General features: G+C 72.2%; 16 protein-coding genes and 1 pseudogene. 12 read left to right on the forward strand and 5 right to left on the reverse strand.

What is annotated here, in order from left to right:
• Positions 1-49: 49 nt before the first annotated feature.
• Positions 50-1,009, forward strand: a complete 960-nt coding sequence (gene era / locus Sdagh_RS29990; RefSeq protein WP_189412795.1) for a GTPase Era — start codon at positions 50-52, stop codon at positions 1,007-1,009.
• Between the two features lie 3 nt (positions 1,010-1,012).
• On the opposite strand, the gene Sdagh_RS29995 is transcribed toward era, so the two are convergent.
• Genes Sdagh_RS29995 through Sdagh_RS30005 form a run of 3 tightly spaced genes read right to left on the reverse strand, consistent with a single transcriptional unit; the run spans position 1,013 to position 3,753 of the window.
• Positions 1,013-2,323, reverse strand: a complete 1,311-nt coding sequence (locus Sdagh_RS29995; protein WP_189412797.1) for a GH1 family beta-glucosidase — start codon at positions 2,321-2,323, stop codon at positions 1,013-1,015.
• Between the two features lie 39 nt (positions 2,324-2,362).
• A complete protein-coding gene (locus tag Sdagh_RS30000; RefSeq protein WP_189412799.1) occupies positions 2,363-2,629 on the reverse strand; it encodes a protealysin inhibitor emfourin in 267 nt (88 codons plus the stop codon).
• 53 nt (positions 2,630-2,682) lie between these two features.
• Positions 2,683-3,753, reverse strand: coding sequence for a M4 family metallopeptidase (locus tag Sdagh_RS30005; protein ID WP_189412801.1), 1,071 nt, complete (start codon positions 3,751-3,753; stop codon positions 2,683-2,685).
• A gap of 337 nt (positions 3,754-4,090) precedes the next feature.
• On the opposite strand from Sdagh_RS30005, the gene leuA reads away from it, so the two are divergent.
• Complete coding sequence (leuA, locus tag Sdagh_RS30010) at positions 4,091-5,812, forward strand: 2-isopropylmalate synthase (RefSeq protein ID WP_189412803.1); 1,722 nt, start codon at positions 4,091-4,093, stop codon at positions 5,810-5,812.
• Positions 5,813-5,999: 187 nt separating this feature from the next.
• Complete coding sequence (locus tag Sdagh_RS30015) at positions 6,000-6,695, forward strand: TerB family tellurite resistance protein (protein ID WP_189412805.1); 696 nt, start codon at positions 6,000-6,002, stop codon at positions 6,693-6,695.
• A 53-nt stretch (positions 6,696-6,748) separates the two neighbouring features.
• On the opposite strand, the gene Sdagh_RS30020 is transcribed toward Sdagh_RS30015, so the two are convergent.
• Positions 6,749-7,315 (reverse strand): GNAT family N-acetyltransferase, encoded by a 567-nt coding sequence (locus tag Sdagh_RS30020; RefSeq protein WP_189412807.1) that lies wholly within the window; start codon positions 7,313-7,315, stop codon positions 6,749-6,751.
• 334 nt (positions 7,316-7,649) lie between these two features.
• Here Sdagh_RS30020 and Sdagh_RS30025 point away from each other — a divergent pair, with 334 nt between their 5' ends.
• The 6 genes from Sdagh_RS30025 to Sdagh_RS30050 all read left to right on the forward strand — a co-directional run bounded on the left by Sdagh_RS30025 (position 7,650) and on the right by Sdagh_RS30050 (position 14,641).
• Complete coding sequence (locus tag Sdagh_RS30025) at positions 7,650-8,402, forward strand: SCO2525 family SAM-dependent methyltransferase (protein WP_226536046.1); 753 nt, start codon at positions 7,650-7,652, stop codon at positions 8,400-8,402.
• A 55-nt stretch (positions 8,403-8,457) separates the two neighbouring features.
• Positions 8,458-10,302, forward strand: a complete 1,845-nt coding sequence (locus Sdagh_RS30030) for an SCO2524 family protein (protein WP_189412811.1) — start codon at positions 8,458-8,460, stop codon at positions 10,300-10,302.
• A gap of 7 nt (positions 10,303-10,309) precedes the next feature.
• Positions 10,310-11,227: an SCO2523 family variant P-loop protein gene (locus tag Sdagh_RS30035; RefSeq protein WP_190077257.1), complete on the forward strand. Its 918-nt coding sequence runs from the start codon at positions 10,310-10,312 to the stop codon at positions 11,225-11,227.
• A gap of 83 nt (positions 11,228-11,310) precedes the next feature.
• Positions 11,311-12,261 carry an SCO2522 family protein gene (locus tag Sdagh_RS30040; RefSeq protein ID WP_190077258.1) on the forward strand — a complete coding sequence of 317 codons (951 nt, stop codon included), beginning with the start codon at positions 11,311-11,313 and terminating at the stop codon, positions 12,259-12,261.
• A 1-nt stretch (position 12,262) separates the two neighbouring features.
• The gene (locus Sdagh_RS30045) at positions 12,263-13,267 is read left to right on the forward strand and encodes an SCO2521 family protein (protein ID WP_189412815.1); all 1,005 of its coding nucleotides are present in this window, start codon (positions 12,263-12,265) and stop codon (positions 13,265-13,267) included.
• Between the two features lie 252 nt (positions 13,268-13,519).
• The gene (locus Sdagh_RS30050) at positions 13,520-14,641 is read left to right on the forward strand and encodes a hypothetical protein (RefSeq protein ID WP_189412817.1); all 1,122 of its coding nucleotides are present in this window, start codon (positions 13,520-13,522) and stop codon (positions 14,639-14,641) included.
• Between the two features lie 22 nt (positions 14,642-14,663).
• Here Sdagh_RS30050 and Sdagh_RS30055 read toward each other — a convergent pair.
• A pseudogene (locus Sdagh_RS30055) lies at positions 14,664-16,052 on the reverse strand (alpha/beta hydrolase); the annotation flags it as partial.
• A gap of 538 nt (positions 16,053-16,590) precedes the next feature.
• Between Sdagh_RS30055 and Sdagh_RS30060 the strand changes: the two are divergent.
• The 3 genes from Sdagh_RS30060 to Sdagh_RS30070 are packed head-to-tail and all read left to right on the forward strand — an operon-like array spanning position 16,591 to position 18,448.
• Positions 16,591-16,806 (forward strand): hypothetical protein, encoded by a 216-nt coding sequence (locus Sdagh_RS30060; RefSeq protein ID WP_189412821.1) that lies wholly within the window; start codon positions 16,591-16,593, stop codon positions 16,804-16,806.
• A 55-nt stretch (positions 16,807-16,861) separates the two neighbouring features.
• Entirely contained in the window at positions 16,862-17,608 is a 747-nt protein-coding gene (gene recO, locus Sdagh_RS30065) for a DNA repair protein RecO (RefSeq protein WP_189412823.1), read from the forward strand.
• Positions 17,609-17,626: 18 nt separating this feature from the next.
• On the forward strand, positions 17,627-18,448 hold the full coding sequence (locus Sdagh_RS30070) for an isoprenyl transferase (RefSeq protein ID WP_189412825.1): 822 nt from the start codon (positions 17,627-17,629) through the stop codon (positions 18,446-18,448).
• The last annotated feature ends 29 nt before the right edge of the window (positions 18,449-18,477 follow it).

The following is an 18,477-nucleotide window of genomic DNA, read 5'->3' on the forward strand; positions in this document are numbered from 1 at the left end:
CCAGAGTGCTGGTACGGCGGTGCCTTCCGGATCAGGGACAATGGGCGCCATGAGCGTTCGCAGTCAGTCGTCCGAGCCGTCGGAAACATCAGAAGCCGCCCACCGGGCGGGCTTCGCCTGCTTCGTGGGCCGCCCCAACGCGGGCAAGTCCACCCTCACGAACGCTCTGGTCGGGCAGAAGGTGGCGATCACCTCCAACCGCCCGCAGACGACCCGGCACACCGTACGGGGCATCGTGCACCGCCCGGACGCCCAGCTGATCCTGGTCGACACCCCGGGCCTGCACAAGCCGCGCACCCTGCTGGGCGAGCGGCTCAACGACGTGGTGCGCACCACCTGGGCCGAGGTCGACGTGATCGGCTTCTGCCTGCCGGCCAACGAGAAGCTCGGCCCCGGCGACCGGTTCATCGCCAAGGAACTCGCCGGGATCAAGAAGACCCCGAAGGTCGCCGTCGTCACCAAGACCGACCTGGTCGACGCGAAGACCCTCGCCGAACAGCTCATCGCCGTCGACCAGCTCGGGCAGGAGCTGGGCATCACCTGGGCCGAGATCGTCCCGGTCTCGGCCACCGCCGGCCAGCAGGTCGGCCTCCTGGCCGACCTCCTCGTCCCGCTGCTCCCCGAGGGCCCCGCCCTCTACCCGGAGGGCGACCTCACCGACGAGCCCGAGCAGGTCATGGTCGCCGAGCTGATCCGGGAGGCCGCGCTGGAGGGCGTGCGCGACGAGCTGCCGCACTCCATCGCCGTCGTCGTGGAGGAGATGCTGCCCCGCGAGGACCGCCCCGCCGACCGGCCGCTCCTCGACATCCACGCCAATGTGTTCATCGAGCGCCCCAGCCAGAAGGGCATCATCATCGGCCCCAAGGGCAAGCGCCTGAAGGACGTCGGCATCAAGTCCCGGCAGCAGATCGAGGCGCTGCTGGGCACGCCGGTCTTCCTCGACCTGCACGTGAAGGTGGCGAAGGACTGGCAGCGGGACCCGAAGCAGCTCCGGCGGCTCGGGTTCTGACCCTCAGCGCTGCGCGGCGAGCATCTCCCGGAACCACGCGTACGACGCCTTCGGGGTGCGCCGCTGCGTCGTGAAGTCGACGTGGACCAGGCCGAAGCGGTGGGCGTACCCCTCCGCCCACTCGAAGTTGTCCAGCAGCGACCACACGAAGTAGCCGCGTACGTCCACCCCCGCCGTCAACGCCTCGTGCAGGGCGCGGAGATGGCCGTCCAGGTAGGTGATGCGGTCCTGGTCGTCGAGGCCGTCGTAGGCGCAGCCGTTCTCGGTGATCACGATCGGCGGGAGCCGGTCGCCGTAGCGGGCCCGGAAACCGGTGAGCAGCTCCGTCAGCGCCTCGGGGTCGACGGGCCAGCCGGAGTCCGTCACCGGCCGGCCCTCGGTCTCCCGCACGGAGAAGGGGAGCCCGGCGGGCAGCGGCACCCCGCCGAAGTCGCCCGGGGCGTCCGAGGGGGCGCCCACCCGCGCCGGCGCGTAGAAGTTCACGCCGTAGAAGTCCAGGGGCTCCGCGATCACGTCCAGGTCGGCCGCCACGTTCCCCGGCATCAGTTCGCCGATGCCCTCCGGGTACCGGCCCAGCAGCGGCGGGTCGGCGAACGTCCGGTTCAGCAGCACGTCGTAGAAGTCCGCCGCCTCCCGGTCGGCGAGGGCGTCGGAGGCCGGCCGGACCGGGCCGTGGGAGTTGGCGATGCCGATCTCCGTCGCGCCGGCCGCGCGCAGCGCCCGTACCGCCAGGCCGTGCGCGAGCAGTTGGTGGTGGGCCACCGGCAGCGCGTCGAACAGCAGCCGCTCGCCCGGCGCGTGCACGCCCAGCGCGTGGCCGAGCAGGGTGTGCTCGGCCGGTTCGTTGAGCGTGATCCAGGTCGGCACCCGGTCCCCGAGCCGCGCCGCGACCCGCTCGGCGTGCGCCGCGAACCGGGACGCCGTGTCCCGCTCCCGCCAGTCCAGTTCCACCGGCAGGTCCCAGTGGAAGAGCGTCGGCACCGGGCGGACGCCCGCCGCGCACAGCTCGTCGACCAGGCGGTCGTAGAAGCCGAGGCCGCCGGGGGAGTCCGCCCGCGGCCAGGACACCGAGAAGCGGTAGGCGTCCACGCCGAGTCCGGCCAGCAGCGCGACGTCCTCCCGGTAGCGGCGCACGTGGTCGCAGGCCACCGCCGCCGTCGAGCCGTCCCTGATCCGGCCCGGCCGGTCCGTGAACGCGTCCCACACGGACCGCCCGCGCGTCTCGACGGCGCCCTCGATCTGGTGCGCCGAGGTCGACACGCCCCACAGGAAGCCGGCCGGGAACGGGGGTAACGGGTTCGCCTCGGTCGCCATGCGCGGATCATCCGCACCGGCCCCGGCTCACGTCAACCGCTACGACCCCTCTTTCAGTACCCGGGAGACCAGCCGCCGCTGCTCCTCGGTCAGCCGGGGGTCGGCGGCGTACACCGTCCTCCCGTCCACGGTGATCCGGTAGGCAAACCCGTCCGGGACCCCGGCCGGCGGGGCGCTCCGCCCGCCGGCGACCGCCCGCTCCGCGAGGGCGTGCCACTCGGCGGCGTCGGGGCGGCCCGCCGTGTCGACCTCCGCGTGGCGCTCGATGCCCGCGAAGCCTCCTGTGCGCCTGACTCGAATACGCATGGTCCGTGTCTAGTACGTCCGCGCCCGGTAGGGAACCGTCCCCCGCCCCGGACCTACGCGGCCTCCACCCCCACCTGTTCCCAGGCCTTGCCGACCGCGTCCAGCTCGTCGCCGTCGCCGTAGCGCTCGCGTGCCGCCTTCAGGGTCAGCCGGGCGAACTCCGCGAAGTCCGCGCTCTGGGTCAGCTCGCCGCCGGTCAGCGTGTCGTACCAGACCTGCCCGGCGCGCTCCCATGCCTTGCCGCCCAGTGCCTCGGCGAAGAGGTAGAAGGCGTGGTTGGGGATGCCGGAGTTGATGTGCACGCCGCCGTTGTCCTGGCCGGTGCGGACGTAGTCGTCCATCGTCGCGGGCTGCGGGTCCTTGCCGAGGACGTCGTCGTCGTAGGCGGTGCCCGGTTCCCTCAGGGAGCGCAGCGCCGTGCCGGTGACGTCCGGGCCGAGCAGGCCCTCGCCGATCAGCCAGTCGGCCTGCTCGGCGGTCTGGTTCTTGGAGTACTGCTTGATGAGGGAACCGAAGACGTCCGAGACCGACTCGTTGAGGGCGCCGCTCTGGCCGAAGTACTCCAGGTTCGCCGTGTACTGGGTGACGCCGTGGACGAGTTCGTGGCCGATGACGTCGAGGGAGGTGGTGAAGTCGAGGAAGATCTCGCCGTCGCCGTCGCCGAACACCATCTGCTCGCCGTTCCAGAAGGCGTTGCCGTAGTCGTGGTCGTAGTGCACGGACGCGTCCAGCGGCAGTCCGTCGCCGTCGATCGAGTTCCGGCCGTAGGACTTGAGCAGCATCTCGAAGGTGGTGCCGAGGCCCGCGTAGGCGCGGTTGACGGCGGCGTCCTTGGTGGGGCCGTCGCCCTCGCCGCGCACCTTGGTGCCCGGGAGGGCGGTGCCGTGCCGGAGGTCGTAGACGGTGCGGTGCGGCTTGCCGGCCTCGGCGCCCGCGGGCGCGGCCACGGCCCGCGCGCCGACCACCGTGGTCAGGCGGCGCCGGGTGCGCTCGGAGGCGTCGCGCTGGAGGGTGCGGCGGGCGCGGTCGGCGACCGTGGCGTTCTCCGACCGGGCGAGCTTGTCCAGGACGTGCGGTGGGACGATGGTGCAGAAGACGGGCCGGAAGCCCCCGTTGGTGTTCATGCCCGAAACCATCGCACTGCGTAGCATGACTGTCACTACCTGCAACCGGGATTGGTGAACGTGAGGCACCAGTGAGTGACGCGGGCGTCCCCGGAGTGGTACGGAGCACTTTTTGCCCCGGTATTCCCACTGGTCCCGCATACTGATACGGACCCGCGTATCCGGCAGGGCTGGGCTAGGCTGCACAGCACCATGCGTTTCGGGCTGCTTCTCCTTAGCTGCCGCGGCGAGGGCCTGTAGACAAGGCCGACTCCCTCCCCGCGGAGCTTCTGCGTTGCCGTCGGCCGTCCTTCCGGACCCGCGGACACCGCGGACACATCGAGGAGCCCACGCCACCATGGCCAATCGCCAGCAGCCCAGTTCCATGCCGGTCAAGAAGTACCGCGGCTATGAGCAGGTCGACATCCCCGACCGCACCTGGCCGGGCCGGCGCGTCGCCCAGGCCCCCCGCTGGCTCTCCACCGACCTGCGCGACGGCAACCAGGCCCTGATCGACCCCATGTCGCCCGCCCGCAAGCGCGCGATGTTCGACCTGCTGGTCAAGATGGGCTACAAGGAGATCGAGGTCGGCTTCCCGGCCTCCGGCCAGACCGACTACGACTTCGTCCGGTCCATCATCGAGGACCCGGACGCCATCCCGGACGACGTCACCATCTCCGTACTGACCCAGGCCCGCGAGGACCTGATCGAGCGGACCGTGGAGTCCCTGAAGGGCGCCCGGCGGGCCACCGTCCACCTGTACAACGCCACCGCGCCGGTCTTCCGCCGGGTCGTCTTCCGCGGCTCCCGGGACGACATCAAGCAGATCGCCGTCGACGGCACCCGCCTGGTGATGGAGTACGCCGAGAAGCTGCTGGGCCCGGAGACCGTCTTCGGCTACCAGTACAGCCCGGAGATCTTCACCGACACCGAGCTGGACTTCGCGCTGGAGGTCTGCGAGGCGGTGATGGACGTCTACCAGCCCGGCCCGGACCGCGAGATCATCCTCAATCTGCCCGCCACCGTGGAGCGTTCCACGCCGTCCACGCACGCGGACCGCTTCGAGTGGATGCACCGCAACCTGTCCCGCCGCGAGCACGTGGTCCTCTCCGTCCACCCGCACAACGACCGCGGTACGGCGGTGGCGGCGGCCGAACTGGCCCTGATGGCCGGCGCCGACCGCGTCGAGGGCTGCCTGTTCGGACAGGGCGAGCGCACCGGCAACGTCGACCTGGTCACCCTGGGCATGAACCTCTTCTCCCAGGGCGTCGACCCGCAGATCGACTTCTCCGACATCGACGAGATCCGCCGTACGTGGGAGTACTGCAACCAGATGGAGGTCCACCCGCGCCACCCCTACGTGGGCGACCTGGTCTACACGTCCTTCTCCGGCTCCCACCAGGACGCCATCAAGAAGGGCTTCGACGCCATGGAGGCCGACGCGCGGGCCAAGGGCGTCACCGTGGACGACCTGGAATGGGCCGTTCCGTACCTGCCGATCGACCCCAAGGACGTCGGCCGCTCCTACGAGGCGGTCATCCGGGTCAACTCGCAGTCCGGCAAGGGCGGTATCGCCTACGTCCTGAAGAACGACCACAAGCTGGACCTGCCCCGCCGGATGCAGATCGAGTTCTCGAAGATCATCCAGGCGAAGACCGACGCCGAGGGCGGCGAGATCACCCCGAAGGCGATCTGGGAGGTCTTCCAGGACGAGTACCTGCCCAACCCCGAAAACCCCTGGGGGCGCATCCAGGTCAGGACCGGCCAGACGATCACCGACCGGGACGGCGTGGACACCCTCACCGTCGAGGCCACCGTCGACGGCGCCGACACCGTGCTGACCGGCTCCGGCAACGGCCCCATCTCGGCCTTCTTCGACGCCCTCCAGGCCGTCGGCATCGACGTGCGCCTGCTGGACTACCAGGAGCACACGATGAGCGAGGGCGCCTCCGCGCAGGCCGCCTCGTACATCGAGTGCGCGATCGACGGCAAGGTCCTGTGGGGGATCGGGATCGACGCGAACACGACGCGCGCCTCGCTGAAGGCGGTCGTCTCCGCCGTCAACCGCGCGGCCCGCTGACCAGCCGGACCGGTGATCCGCTGCCCCGTTCGCCCCGCTATGGGGGAGGCCGGGGCAGCGGCGCATACCGGCCATGTACCCGTGCAGGTCACGGAAAGGTCTCGTCCGGGGTACTGACTGCGCGTCGGTGATGTGGCTAACATCACGCCAGCACGGCGATGTTGCCGTGCGGTTACGGAGGTGCGACGTGCTGCCTGGACGGGGACGGAACGGCCGAGCTGCCCGGCCGCCGCGCATCCTGGGAACCCGCACCGCGTGGACGGCCGTCGGTGACGGCGAGTTCTTCTGCCCCGGCTGTGGGGGCGACCGCAACTACCAGCGGCTCACCGGCCGTCGCCGTCTCGCCCTGTGCGGCGTGCCGGTGCTGCCGCGCGGCGCGGCGGGGCCGGTGGTGGAGTGCGCGGCCTGCCGCCGTCACTACGGCACCGACGTCCTCGGCCACCCCACCACCACCCGGTTCGCCGCGATGCTCCGCGACGCGGTGCAGACCGTCGCCCTCGCGGTCCTCGCGGCCGGCGGCGCCTGCTCCCGTACGTCGCTGACCGCGGCGGCCGGCGCGGTGCGCGCCGCGGGCTTCGACGACTGCACCGAGGAGCGGCTGGACACGCTGGTGCGGGCGGTGGCCGCGGACGCCGGGCGGCTCACCGGGGAGCCGTGCGGGCCCGGCCTCGCCATAGAGCTGCACGAGGCGCTGGACCCGCTGGCCCCGCACCTCGCCGCCGCCGGCCGCGCGTCGATCCTGCTCCAGGGCGCCCGGATCGCCCTCGCGGACGGGCCCTACACCCCGGCCGAGCGCGAGGTCCTCGCCACGGTGGGCGCGGCACTGACGCTCGGCCCGGACGAGGTGACGCGGCTGCTGGCGGCGGCCCGCACGTCCTCCTGAGGCGCCCCGGCCCACCCGCCCCGGCCCACCCGCCCCGGTCCACTCCGCCCGGCTCACGCACCCCCGGCCAGTTCCAGCCGCATGATGTGCCGGTGCATGCCGGGGCCGAAGTAGTCGCGGCGCAGCCCGCCCTCCGGCTCCTCGAAGCGGAATCCCAGGGACCGGTAGAGCAGGATCGCGGCGTGGTTGGCGGGTTCCACGGTGAGCCGCACCCGCTCGGTCCCGGCCCGCCGCAGCAGGCCGAGGATCTCCGTCATCAGCTCCCGCCCCAGCCCGTGCCGCCGCCGGTCCCGGGTCACGCACAGGCCCAGGATCCAGCTGTCCCGGTCCAGCGCCGTGGTGCCGGCCAGCACATAGCCGCGCAGCCGCCCGCGGCCGTCGTCCAGGACCAGGAAGTGCCCGGCGTACATGTCGTACAGCTGCCGCAGCAGGAAACCGGGGTACGCGACCTCGTGGAACACCTCCTGGTCCAGCCGCCGCAACTCGGGCAGATCGGTCTCCCGCGCCGTCCGCAGCACCAGGTCCCCGGTGCCCGGCGAGGCCGGTGGGGCCGGCAGGGGGAAGGGGGTTCTGAGCTGCTCGGGGCTATTGAGGAAACGTTCCAGCGGTTCGGCGGTCATGCCACCCCCCAGTCGGACTTACGACGGCGAAAGTCAACACGACGCCTCTGCGATTCACCCCAAAGAAGAACTCGGTCTCCGGCGGCGGCAGAAGACGGCTTCTGGCTAGAGTGTGCTGCCAACTCCCGCCGCACAAGGGCGAGTTCGGATGTGCGACAGTGCGCCCGACGTGCCCCCGCAGAAGAGGACTGGCGTATTCCGCGCTGGCCGCCCCGTATTACGTGGCCTACCGTGCGGAATACGGTGTGCCGTTTTCCTCCGTCGCCGTCCGAGGAGAGCGCGCGCACGGTACTCCGGTTCTGTCGGAAGACGAATGGAAAGCGGCAGGGTGACTATGGATCGCAACGCCGACGCGCCTTGGTCGAAGTTCGATCCGGAGGCATATGTCGACGTCAATTACCGAACTCCGCTCGATGTCGACCTGTTGATCCTGCGGGCGATGCGCGACCATTTCAGCCGCTGTTTCGGGGGAGTCGTCCCGCAATCGGTCCTCGGTATCGACGTCGGCGCGGGTGCGAACATGTATCCGGCGCTGGCCATGCTTCCGTGGTGCGAGAAGATCGTGCTGCTCGAATACGCGCAGCCGAACGTCGCCTATCTGGACCGGCAGACCGCCGAGGGCGGCGTCGACGCCACCTGGGGCGCGTTCTGGGACGTCCTGCTGGAGGACCCGGCCTACCGGGACGTCGAACCGGCCGAGCGGATCGCCGAGATCGTCCGCGTCGAGCGGGGCAACCTCTTCGACCTGGACGCCCAGCCCCGGCGCTACGACCTGGGCACGATGTTCTTCGTCGCCGATTCGATGTCCGAATGCCCGGACGAGTTCCGGCGGGGTGTGCGGTGTTTCATGAACACTTTGTCACCGGGCGCCCCGTTCGCCGCCGCGTTCATGAAGGAATCGGTCGGATACTGGGTCGGGGACCAGCACTACCCGGCCTACCGGGTGAACGAGGAGCGGGCCAGGGAGAGCCTCGCCGAGTTCACCGGCGAACTGGAGATCCGCGATCTCCACCAAGTGGTGCGCAAGGGACACGAGGGAATGCTGCTCGTCCTCGGACGACGCAATTCCACGGTTGCCGTTCCCTGAGAACGGGGACCATGTCGGCACACAAGGCATTGAGATCTGTGCGAGGGGTGCGGGGATGCAGATCAAGCCACGCCAGCATTTGCTGGACGTCTGGCGGGCGGTGGCCCGTTACTCGTTCGACAACGGGAAGTACCTGACGGGGGAGACCGGCGGACTGAGCAGCGTCGCGGACGCCGAACGGCTGCTCTGCCTGCTCTACCCGGCCACCGAGGTGCCCGCCTTCCGGCTGGACCAGCCGGACACCACCGACCGGGACGTCCTGCGCGTCCTGGAGGGCGTCGGCGGCCGGCTGGAGATCCCCTCCAACCTGATCACCGCCCTGACCCAGTACATGCGCACCCACACCGGCCCGGACGAGAGCCCCACCTTCTCCGGCGGCTACTACTTCAAACCGGCCGACCCCTCCCTGGAACTCACCCACCAGCAGGCCCAGTTGGGAGTGGTGGACTCCTACTCCATGTCCGTCACCCTGTGCCTGGCCACCCTCGGCTTCCTCAAGGTCTACGAGGCCACCACCACCCGGCCCGAGGTCCTCACGGCCGTCGCCGAGCTGAGGGAAGCCACCAACACCCGGCTCACCGCCGCCATGGTCAGCCTGCTGCGCTCCTTCACGGTGAACGTCTTCGACGCCGAGTCCGAGCAGGGCAGACGGCTGATCGAGGTCATCGGGCAGGGCAGGCAGTCCGACCGGGTCGTGCTCCAGCAGTTCGCCCGCCGCTTCCGCCCGCTGCGCGCCACCATCATCGAGAGCCTCAGCCGCGGCATCCAGGTCGACGAGTCCATCCGCGACGAGAGCCAGCTCTTCGAATGCGGCTGGGCCTGGGGCGTGGTGCGCGACGCGCCGAAGATCACCGACCTGGAGGCGCCGGTCCCCGGCCAGCCCGACGGCATCGCCGACCGGCTGCCCTACGTCTACTTCACCGTCGTCGCCCTCGACGGCATCCAGGACCTCTTCTCCCACCGCACCCTCACCCTGGGCCTGCTCGACGAGGACCAGCAGAAACTCGCCGAGATGCTCCGCCTGCGCTGGGAACTGAGCCAGCAGTACTGGTCGGCGATCGCCCGCTTCGGCGCCGACCGCTGGCCACTGGAGGACCTGCCCTGGCAGACCACCGGACTGCGGCTGGAGTCCGAGTACTTCTCCCTCACCGTCGCCGCCATCCTCGTCCACGACCTGGTCCGCCGGAACGCCACCGACGACGACCTCACCCGCACCGTCGCCGTCATGGAACGCCTCGCCGACCGCGGCCGGGTCAACAGCCGGATGACCAAGGACGACCCCGTGATCCGGATGCACCACCCGGGCGTCACCATGCCGCTCGCCGGGTCCGACCGCTCCGGCGGACTCCTCCACTGGCGGATGACCGACTTCTCCGCCCAGTTGCTCAAGCGCATCATCCAGCTCGCCGTCCTCTCCCAGAACATCAACTCCCAGGGCCGCCTGCTGCGGCTGGCCGAGCAGACCTTCGACCACCTCTGGCACCGGCGGATACGCTCGGGCGAGGGCCTCGACCTGTGGGACGACGTACGGGCCGTCTACCCGGACGCCCACGACGTCGACCGGCGGCTGTCCTGGAGCGTCACCGAGCGCGTCACCGAGTGCCTGGTCGCCGCCCGCAACCTCTACGAACAGCAGCCCATCCCCAGCGAGGACATCGCCCAGCTCGCCCGGGAACTGCTCAGCGAGGCCACCCACCTGTTCGGCAAGGAACAGCTCCTCGCCTCCGGCGGCACCACCGGGAACCGGGGACGGGCCATGCGCAGCATCGAGAACCGCCTCGACCGGGCCCGGGTCCTGGTCGACAAACAGCCCGCCACCGCCTTCGCGCTGACCCTGCCGGTGCTCCAGGAACTCGACACCCTGGCCCAGGCCAGGGACGCCGGCGTCAAGGAGGGGTGAAGCCCACGTGATCGTCTTCGCCGCCTCCGACAAGGGAGGCACCGGCCGCTCGGTGACCAGCGCCAACCTCGCCTACCAGCGCGCCCTGAACGGGGACCACGTCGCCTACGTCGACTTCGACTTCGGCTCCCCGACCGCCGCGGCCGTCTTCGACGTGCCCAGCGCCGTGCGCGGCACCCGGGAACGGGGCCTGCACTCCTACCTGGAGGGCGGCACCCCCGAGCCCGCCATGATCGACGTCTGGCGGCAGACCGAGCACCCGCACCTGCACGCCTGGCCCAACCAGTCCGGCCGCCTGGTGCTGTTCCCCGGCGACATCGGCGGCGGCGAGTTCGCCACCGACGAGGACGCCCTGGAGCGCTGCGTCGACCTGCTGCTGCGGCTCAACGGCGAGTTCGACGTGATCATGGTCGACCTCAGCGCCGGACGCAGCTACGCCGTCGACATGGCGCTGGCGGCCACCGCCCACCCCCGGATGCGCAACGTCCCGTTCCGCTGGCTGGTCTTCCACCGCTGGACCCGGCAGCACGTCATCGCCGCCTCCGGCCTCGTCCACCGCGAGCACGGCATCATCAGGAGCGGCGTCGAACGCGGCCATGACGAGCTGGCGCTGCGGTCCGCCATCCGGTTCGTCCGGGCCGCCGTGCCCGACCCGGAGTCGGCGGTGTGGTCGCAGGGCTCGCCCGCCCAGGCCGCCTGGATGCAGTCCTGCGACGAGGCACTGCGCCGGCTCGCCGCCGAGCACGCCATCGGCGACAGCGTCGTCCTCGGCATCGTCCCCCTGGAGCCCATCCTGCAATGGCGGGAGCAGCTCATCACCGAGGAGGACGTCCTCGCCACGCAGATAGCCAACAAGGAGACGCTGGAGGCGCTGGAGGAGATCGCCCGGCGGCTGACCGACGACACGTACTGGGGGCAGCCGTGACCGGGGCCGAGTCTGTGACGGGAGCCGGAGCCGAGCCGGGGACGGCGGGGGCCCTGTCCGGCTCGGGGACCGGGTCCGGGGCCGTGTTCCGGGAGACCACCGCCGACCCCCGGACCCAGGCCGTGCCCCTGTCCCACCTCTCCCTGGAACTGGGCCACCTGTACATGGAGGACTTCGAGGCCGGGCCCCAGCGGCTGCGGGAGCACTTCGCCCGGGTACGGCCCTGGGCGGACGCCGCCCGCGCCGCCGCCACCGTGCCCGGCGGCCGGCGGCCCCGCGTCAGCACCTGCTTCCTCATCGACGACTACTTCGCCCGGTTCTCCAGCCCCGCCGAACTCGTCCCGCTGATCGTCGAGGAGGCCGGCCGGGCCGGGCTCACCGTCGACTACCTGGCCCGCGAGTCCGGCTGTGCCGTCACCGGCAAGGTGCCGGTCGCCGAGGCGGTGGCCGGCCGCATCGTGGAGTCCCCGCCGCCCGGCAGCTACGGACTGCGTCCGCCCGCCCGGCAGACCGGCTGGCTGGCCAACGGCGAGCGCAGCCCGGTCGCCCGCGCCCCGCAGGCGATGAAACGCGCCGTCCCCTGGGAGCCGCCCAAGGAGACCGCGGCCCGCCGCCACTCCGTCTTCCTCGACGTCGAACTGTGGAGCGACGACGCCGACGGCCACCGCCTCTGGTCCTGCCCCTTCCTCGCCGCCGTCTGGCAGCTCGCCCGCCTCGGACTCCTCCGCAACGAGGGCGAGGCCGTCTTCGTCGCGGAACAGCCCGACCCCGGCGCCTTCCCCGAGGACTGGGACGAACTGCCCTCCCTGGTCCGGCTCAACCCGCGCGCCGACCCCTTCGCCGCCTACCGGACCGCCTCCGTGCTGCCCAGCCGGTTCCTGCCCGTCGAGCACGCCGTCCGGGTCGTCCTCGACCAGCTCGACGTGGACCACGGCGCGCTGCGCCAGGTCGCCGAGCGCTCCGCCCGCGAGCACGCCGCCGTCCCCGACTCGGTCGCCGACCGCGTCTCCTACGTCTTCTACGCGGGGCCCTGACATGGCGCGGCCCGAGGCAAGCGCACCGGACGCCGTGCTCGCCTGCGGCGAGGTCCGCACCCGTCTGCTGCCCACCCGGCAGGCGCTCGACATCCGCTCCGCCGCACAGTTCCTCGCCCTGCGCGCCGACGAACGCGTCCTCCTCTCCGAACGGCCGGCTCTCTACGCGCGTTCCCCCGAGACCCTGACCGGCGTCGACTGCCCCCTGCCCAGCGCCAACGGCTCCCGGGTCCGCGCCGTCGGCACGGTCGCCGCGCGGGCCGCGCTCACCGAGGGCCGGGTCCTGCAGACCTCCGCGTACTTCCGACTGCCGTCCACCGGACCCGACCAGCGCCGGCCCTGGGGGCACTACCTGGTGCGGCCCGGTGTCGTCGAGCCGTTCGGCAAGCTGCTGCCCGAGGCCATCGCCGAGGGCGTGCTCGGCGGCGGCCGGCCCGGCGACCTCGACGTCGGCCTCATCGCCGACGGCCTGCTCACCCGGCTGCTGCGCCACCCCCTCCTCGACCAGCGCCCGCCCCTGCGGTCCCGGCCCACCCGGCTGCGCTGGGCGGCGCTGCCCGCCGCCCCGGGCGCCGGTCCCTCCCTTGAGCGGTTCACCCTGGCCGAGGACGACCTGCGCACCGTCCGCCTCCGCGTACCCCCCGCCATCCCGCCCGACCGGATCGCCGGGCTCTGCGACGATCTCGCCCTGCACGACTGGCTGCTGACCACCGTCGTACACCTCCTCGACGGCGTACGGTTCGGGGCGCCGGAGCCGTCCGCCCGGCCGCGCCCCGGCGACGACCGGCCGGCCGCCGTCCTGGCGCTGCGCCCCGCCGTCGACCATCTGCTGCACCTGTGGATGCCGCGGGCCCGGGTGGCGAGCGAACTCGCCCCGCTCTGGGACACGCTGGAGCGACAGCCCGGCTTCACCCGGCAGTGGCAGGCCCTGGTCCAGCGCATCCGGGACCAGCTCACCCTGCACGCGATCCCCGCGCTGTACCGGGAGGCCGAGTTGACACCCTGACCCCACCCACCGCGCCGCGCCGGGACGCCGGGGCCGGCCCCCGGCCGCAACCGCCGCTCCGTACGGCACACCCCCGCACCCCACCCCGCAGCACCCATCGGCACCAGCACACCCAGCACACCCGTCCACCCAGCACACCCGTCCACCCAGCACACCCGTCCACCCATCGCACCCGCTCAGCCGTCCCCACGCACCTCACCGCATCTCGATCCACGATCGATCCGAGCGCATCCCGACGGGGGGAGCAGCGAGATGAGCACGGCACAGACACCCCAGCCCCAGGACCCGGCACCACCGCCGGGCCGCCGCCCGGGGGCCGCGTCCCGGGCCCGTTGGCGGAACCGTCCCGGCGCGGACCTCTGGGCGCGCCGGCTGGCGGCCGGCCTCGTCGTCGGCGTCCTCGCCTGGGGCGTCGCGGCCCTCCTCGGCCCCGGGGAGGCGGTACTGCGGCAGTTCACGGCGGCGCTGCTGTGCGCCGCCGCCGCGGTCGCCGTCCAGCACGTCCTCGCCCTGGACCGCCGGGTACGGGAGCAGGACCGCCGCACCCGGCAGGCACTGGCCGAGACCGCCAGCACCGTCCAGGACCTCCTCCGGAACCAGCAGGACGAACTGCGCACCGGCCTCGCCCGCGCCACCGACGACCTGCGCGAACTGGTCGACGACCGCCTGCCCGAGGTCCGCGCGGACGCCCTCCGCCTGCCGGAGCGCACCGACGCCGACGGCGTCCCCGACCTGGCGCACAGCTTCGCCGAGGTCCTCGCGCCCGGCCCGGCCATCCTCGGCACCTTCGTCCGCATGGAGATGAAACGGGTGGTCGGCCATCTGTCGGACCTGACCAACCTGACCGCGGAGTGCCCCGGTGAGAACCACGACTGGATGCTCACCCTGACCCGCGCCGCCCAGCACTCCATCTGCGCCATCAGCACCTCCGTCGACCGTGAGTTCTGGAACAGCGAGCCCGCCAGCCGCTACCTCCAGGCCCAGCGGGAGGTGATCGAGGAGCGGGGCCTGCCGGTGCGCCGGCTCTTCCTGCTGCAGAGCGCCCGCGAACTCAACGACCGGCTGCTGCGCCTCTGCGACGAGCAGGAACTGCTGCGCATAGAGGTCCGCGTCGCCGTCCTGCCCGAGCTGCCGCCGCACCTCCAGCGGGGCACCACCGACGACTTCATCGTCTACGACGAGGAGGTCACCTTCGAGATCGAGCAGGACCTGCGCGAGGTCAACGTCCGCACCCGGCTCGACGCCCGCCAGGACCACGTCCAGGACCGGATGAAGCGGTTCCGGGAGCTGTGGGACGTCGGGATGAGCGTCCGTGAGCTGGAGGTCCGGGTCGACGACGAGGAGGACAGCACCTGGATGGTGGACCGGGGCTGAGCACGGTCGCCGTCCGCGGTGGTCAGCGGCAGTACGTGTCGCCGGCCGGGCGCTCGCCGGTCGCCAGGAAGCGGGAGACCGTGGCGTCGCCGCAGGCGTTGCCGTGGGCCAGATAGGCGCCGTGGCCGGTGGAGTCCACGGTGACCAGGACCGCGCGCCGGCCGAGGGCGTCACGGAGCCGGTGGGCGCCGGCGAGCGGGGTGGCGACGTCCCGCGCGTTCTGTATGAGCAGGACGTTCGACGGTCCCCGGGCGGTGATGCGCACCGGCGGTTCCTTCGGGACGTAGGGCCAGGCGGCACAGGCCAGCGCGTTGCGCGGCATGCCCGCCGTCAGCGGGTGCCTCCGCCGGCTCTCGGTGACCGCGTCCTGGTAGGCGGCGGCCGTACGGGGCCAGGCGACGTCGTTGCAGACCGTCCCGAGGGTGACCGCCACGACGTTGCGCAGGGCCTCCGCGCCCGGACCGGCCGGCACCGGCGGCACCGTGCCCCGGCGGGCCGCGTTCATCAGCTCCGCCAGCACCGGGTAGGTGTCGGGTGAGCTGAGGCCGTCCAGCATCGTCTGCCGGAGCACCGTGCCGTTCAGCTCGGCGGGTTCGGCGCCGGGCCAGGGGACCGGCTCGCGGTCGAGGCGGGCGGCGAGCCGCAGGAACAGCGGCCGGACCTCGGCGGCGCTCCCCGCGACCCGGTACGGCCCCGGCCGGGACGCCCAGGCGGCGAAGTCGGGGAAGACGTCCTCCACGCCCTGCTCGTACCGGGCGAGCCAGGCGCGGGAGACCCGGGCGGGGTCGGGATCGTCGTTGCTGTCCAGGACGACGCGGTCGGTGCGGTGCGGGAACAGCTCGCCGTAGACCGCGCCGACGTACGTCCCGTAGGACACACCCCACGCGGAGATCCGGCGTTCGCCGAGCGCGGCCCGCAGCAGGTCGAGGTCGCGGGCCTCGGTGGCGGTGGACAGAGACCGGATCAACGCGCCGCCGTCGGTCGCGCAGGCCGTCGCGAGCCGCCGGGCGGCGGCCAGGTTCCCGTCGACCGACCCGTCCGGGGCGGGCCAGGGCCGGGTGACGGTGGGGGAGAGGTCGGCCGGGGCCAGGCCGCAGGTGACCGCCGTCGAGGGCGCGACACCGCGCGGGGCGAAGCCGATCAGGTCGTAGGCGTCCCGCACTTCCCGGGGGAGTCTCTGGCCCTTGCCCGAGGGGTTGTTCAGGCTGGAGCCGCCAGGACCGCCCGGGACCAGTACCAGGACGCCGCGCCGCGCGGCGGGATTCTCGCTTCGTATCCGCGAGACGGCGAGGCCGATACGGGGCCCGTCCGGGTCGGCGTGGTCCAGCGGCACCCGGAGCGTGGCGCACTCCTGTCTCGGGTCCACGCCGGCCGCCGGCGCGCACGGGGCCCAGGCGAGCGGGGCGGCGGAGGGCGGCACGGGCGGGGGCCGCGCCGGCGGTCACGGGCGTGGTCAGCGAACCACCCGTCTCGGCGACGCTCTCCGTATGACGCAGACCACACACGCATCCGCGGCGGACCGGACACCAGAAGGCACGGCCGCCCCACCAGCCCCGTGGTTACGGCGGTCCGCCGCCTTGCTCGGTGCCGCCGCCGTCCCCGGCTTTTTCCGGGGGTTCGCCCCCGTAGCGCCCTCGGGGCCACCCCCAGAACGGTGACGCCCCCGGCCCCTGGAACGGTGACGCCCCCGAGCCCCGGACGCCGGCACTCGAACACCGTCGGGTCAAGGCAATCACACGCTCGAACGCCGCCTTCCTCCCGTACCCGGCCGACGACCCGAACTCCCCCCTCCTTCCCCGTATTTGCGGGGCGTGGGCGGCCCGTGGGACAGATGGAGAAACGTCACCTTGGGGAGCGGCCGTGCGAAACCGAAAAACAGAGGGGGATGCGTGGAAGAACGGTGAACGGTGATCGGCCCGTGGCCAAGGGCCGGAGGAGCGGAGGACGCGGTGCAGGAACCCGTGGGGTCGTACGTCGTGGACACCCGGAACGGGCGGGTGGGGATCGTCATGGGGCACGAGGGGCCGTACGTGCAGCTCCGCCCGTGCGGCGGCGGCCGGGAGTGGGACGCCGAACCGCGCGCCGTGCGCCGCGCCACGCCCGCCGAGCGGATCGGCGCGACGACGGCCTACGTCAACGCCCGCAGCCGCGGCGAGGTCCCTTGACCACGGGTGACCACGGGCGACCGGGGCGCCGCGAACGTAAGGGACAATGGATGCCATGAGTCTGTTCCGCGACGACGGCATCGTGCTGCGCACCCAGAAGCTGGGTGAGGCGGACCGGATCATCACCCTGCTCACCCGCGGTCACGGCCGGGTCCGCGCCGTGGCGCGCGGCGTGCGGCGCACCAAGTCCAAGTTCGGCGCGCGACTGGAGCCCTTCTCCCACGTCGACGTGCAGTTCTTCGCCAAGGGGAGCGAGCTGGTCGGCCGCGGGCTGCCGCTGTGCACGCAGAGCGAGACTATCGCCCCGTACGGCGGCGGCATCGTCACCGACTACGCCCGGTACACCGCCGGGACGGCCATGCTGGAGACCGCCGAGCGGTTCACCGACCACGAGGGGGAGCCGGCCGTGCAGCAGTACCTGCTGCTGGTCGGCGCGCTGCGCACCCTCGCCCGCGGTGAGCACACCCCCGGCCTGGTCCTGGACGCGTTCCTGCTGCGCTCCCTCGCCGTCAACGGGTACGCCCCGACCTTCGGGGACTGCGCGAAGTGCGGGATGCCGGGCCCGAACCGTTTCTTCTCGGTCGGATCGGGCGGTTCGGTCTGCGTCGACTGCCGGGTCCCCGGCAGCGTCGTACCCTCGCCGCAGGCCCTGGATCTGCTCGGCGCGCTCCTTGCGGGAGACTGGGCCACGGCGGACGCGGCCGAACCGCGGCACGTCCGCGAGGGCAGCGGACTCGTCTCCGCCTACCTGCACTGGCATCTGGAGCGGGGACTGCGCTCCCTGCGGTACGTCGAGAAGTAGAACCGGGAGAACACTGACATGGCCGTACGCGGTTTTCTGGGGCGCCAGCGCCGGGAGTACCGGACACCCGAGCCGCACCCGTCCGGTGCCCGGCCGCCGAAGCTCGGCGAACTGGTGCCGGAGCACGTGGCCATCGTCATGGACGGCAACGGCCGCTGGGCCAAGCAGCGCGGGCTGCCCCGCACCGAGGGCCACAAGGTCGGTGCCGAGCAGGTCATGGACGTGCTCCAGGGGGCCATCGAGATCGGCGTCGGCAGCATCTCCCTGTACGCCTTCTCCACCGAGAACTGGAAGCGCTCGCCCGAGGAGGTGCGCTTCTTGATGAACTTCAACCGGGACTTCATCCGCAAGTCCCGCGACACCCTCGACGAACTGGGCGTCCGGGTCCGCTGGGTGGGCCGGATGCCCAAGCTGTGGAAGTCGGTCGCCAAGGAGCTGCAGGTCGCGCAGGAGCAGACCAAGGACAACGACCGGCTCACGCTCTACTTCTGCATGAACTACGGCGGCCGGGCCGAGATCGCGGACGCCGCGCAGGCCATCGCCGAGGAGGTGCGGGCCGGGCGGCTCGACCCGTCCAAGGTGACCGAGAAGACGGTCGCGAAGTACCTCTACTACCCCGACATGCCGGACGTGGACCTGTTCCTGCGGCCCAGCGGGGAACAGCGCACCTCCAACTACCTGCTGTGGCAGAGCGCGTACGCCGAGCTGGTCTTCCAGGACGTGCTGTGGCCGGACTTCGACCGCCGGGACCTGTGGCGGGCCTGCCTGGAGTTCGCCTCCCGGGACCGCCGCTTCGGGGGAGCCATCCCCAACGAGGTGCCCGCGGCGCCGCAGGGCTAGCCGGGCGCGGCTGGGGCCGGCCGGTGGCC

It is taken from the genome of Streptomyces daghestanicus, from assembly GCF_020521275.1.
GTDB classification, from domain to species: Bacteria; Actinomycetota; Actinomycetes; order Streptomycetales; family Streptomycetaceae; genus Streptomyces; species Streptomyces griseoviridis.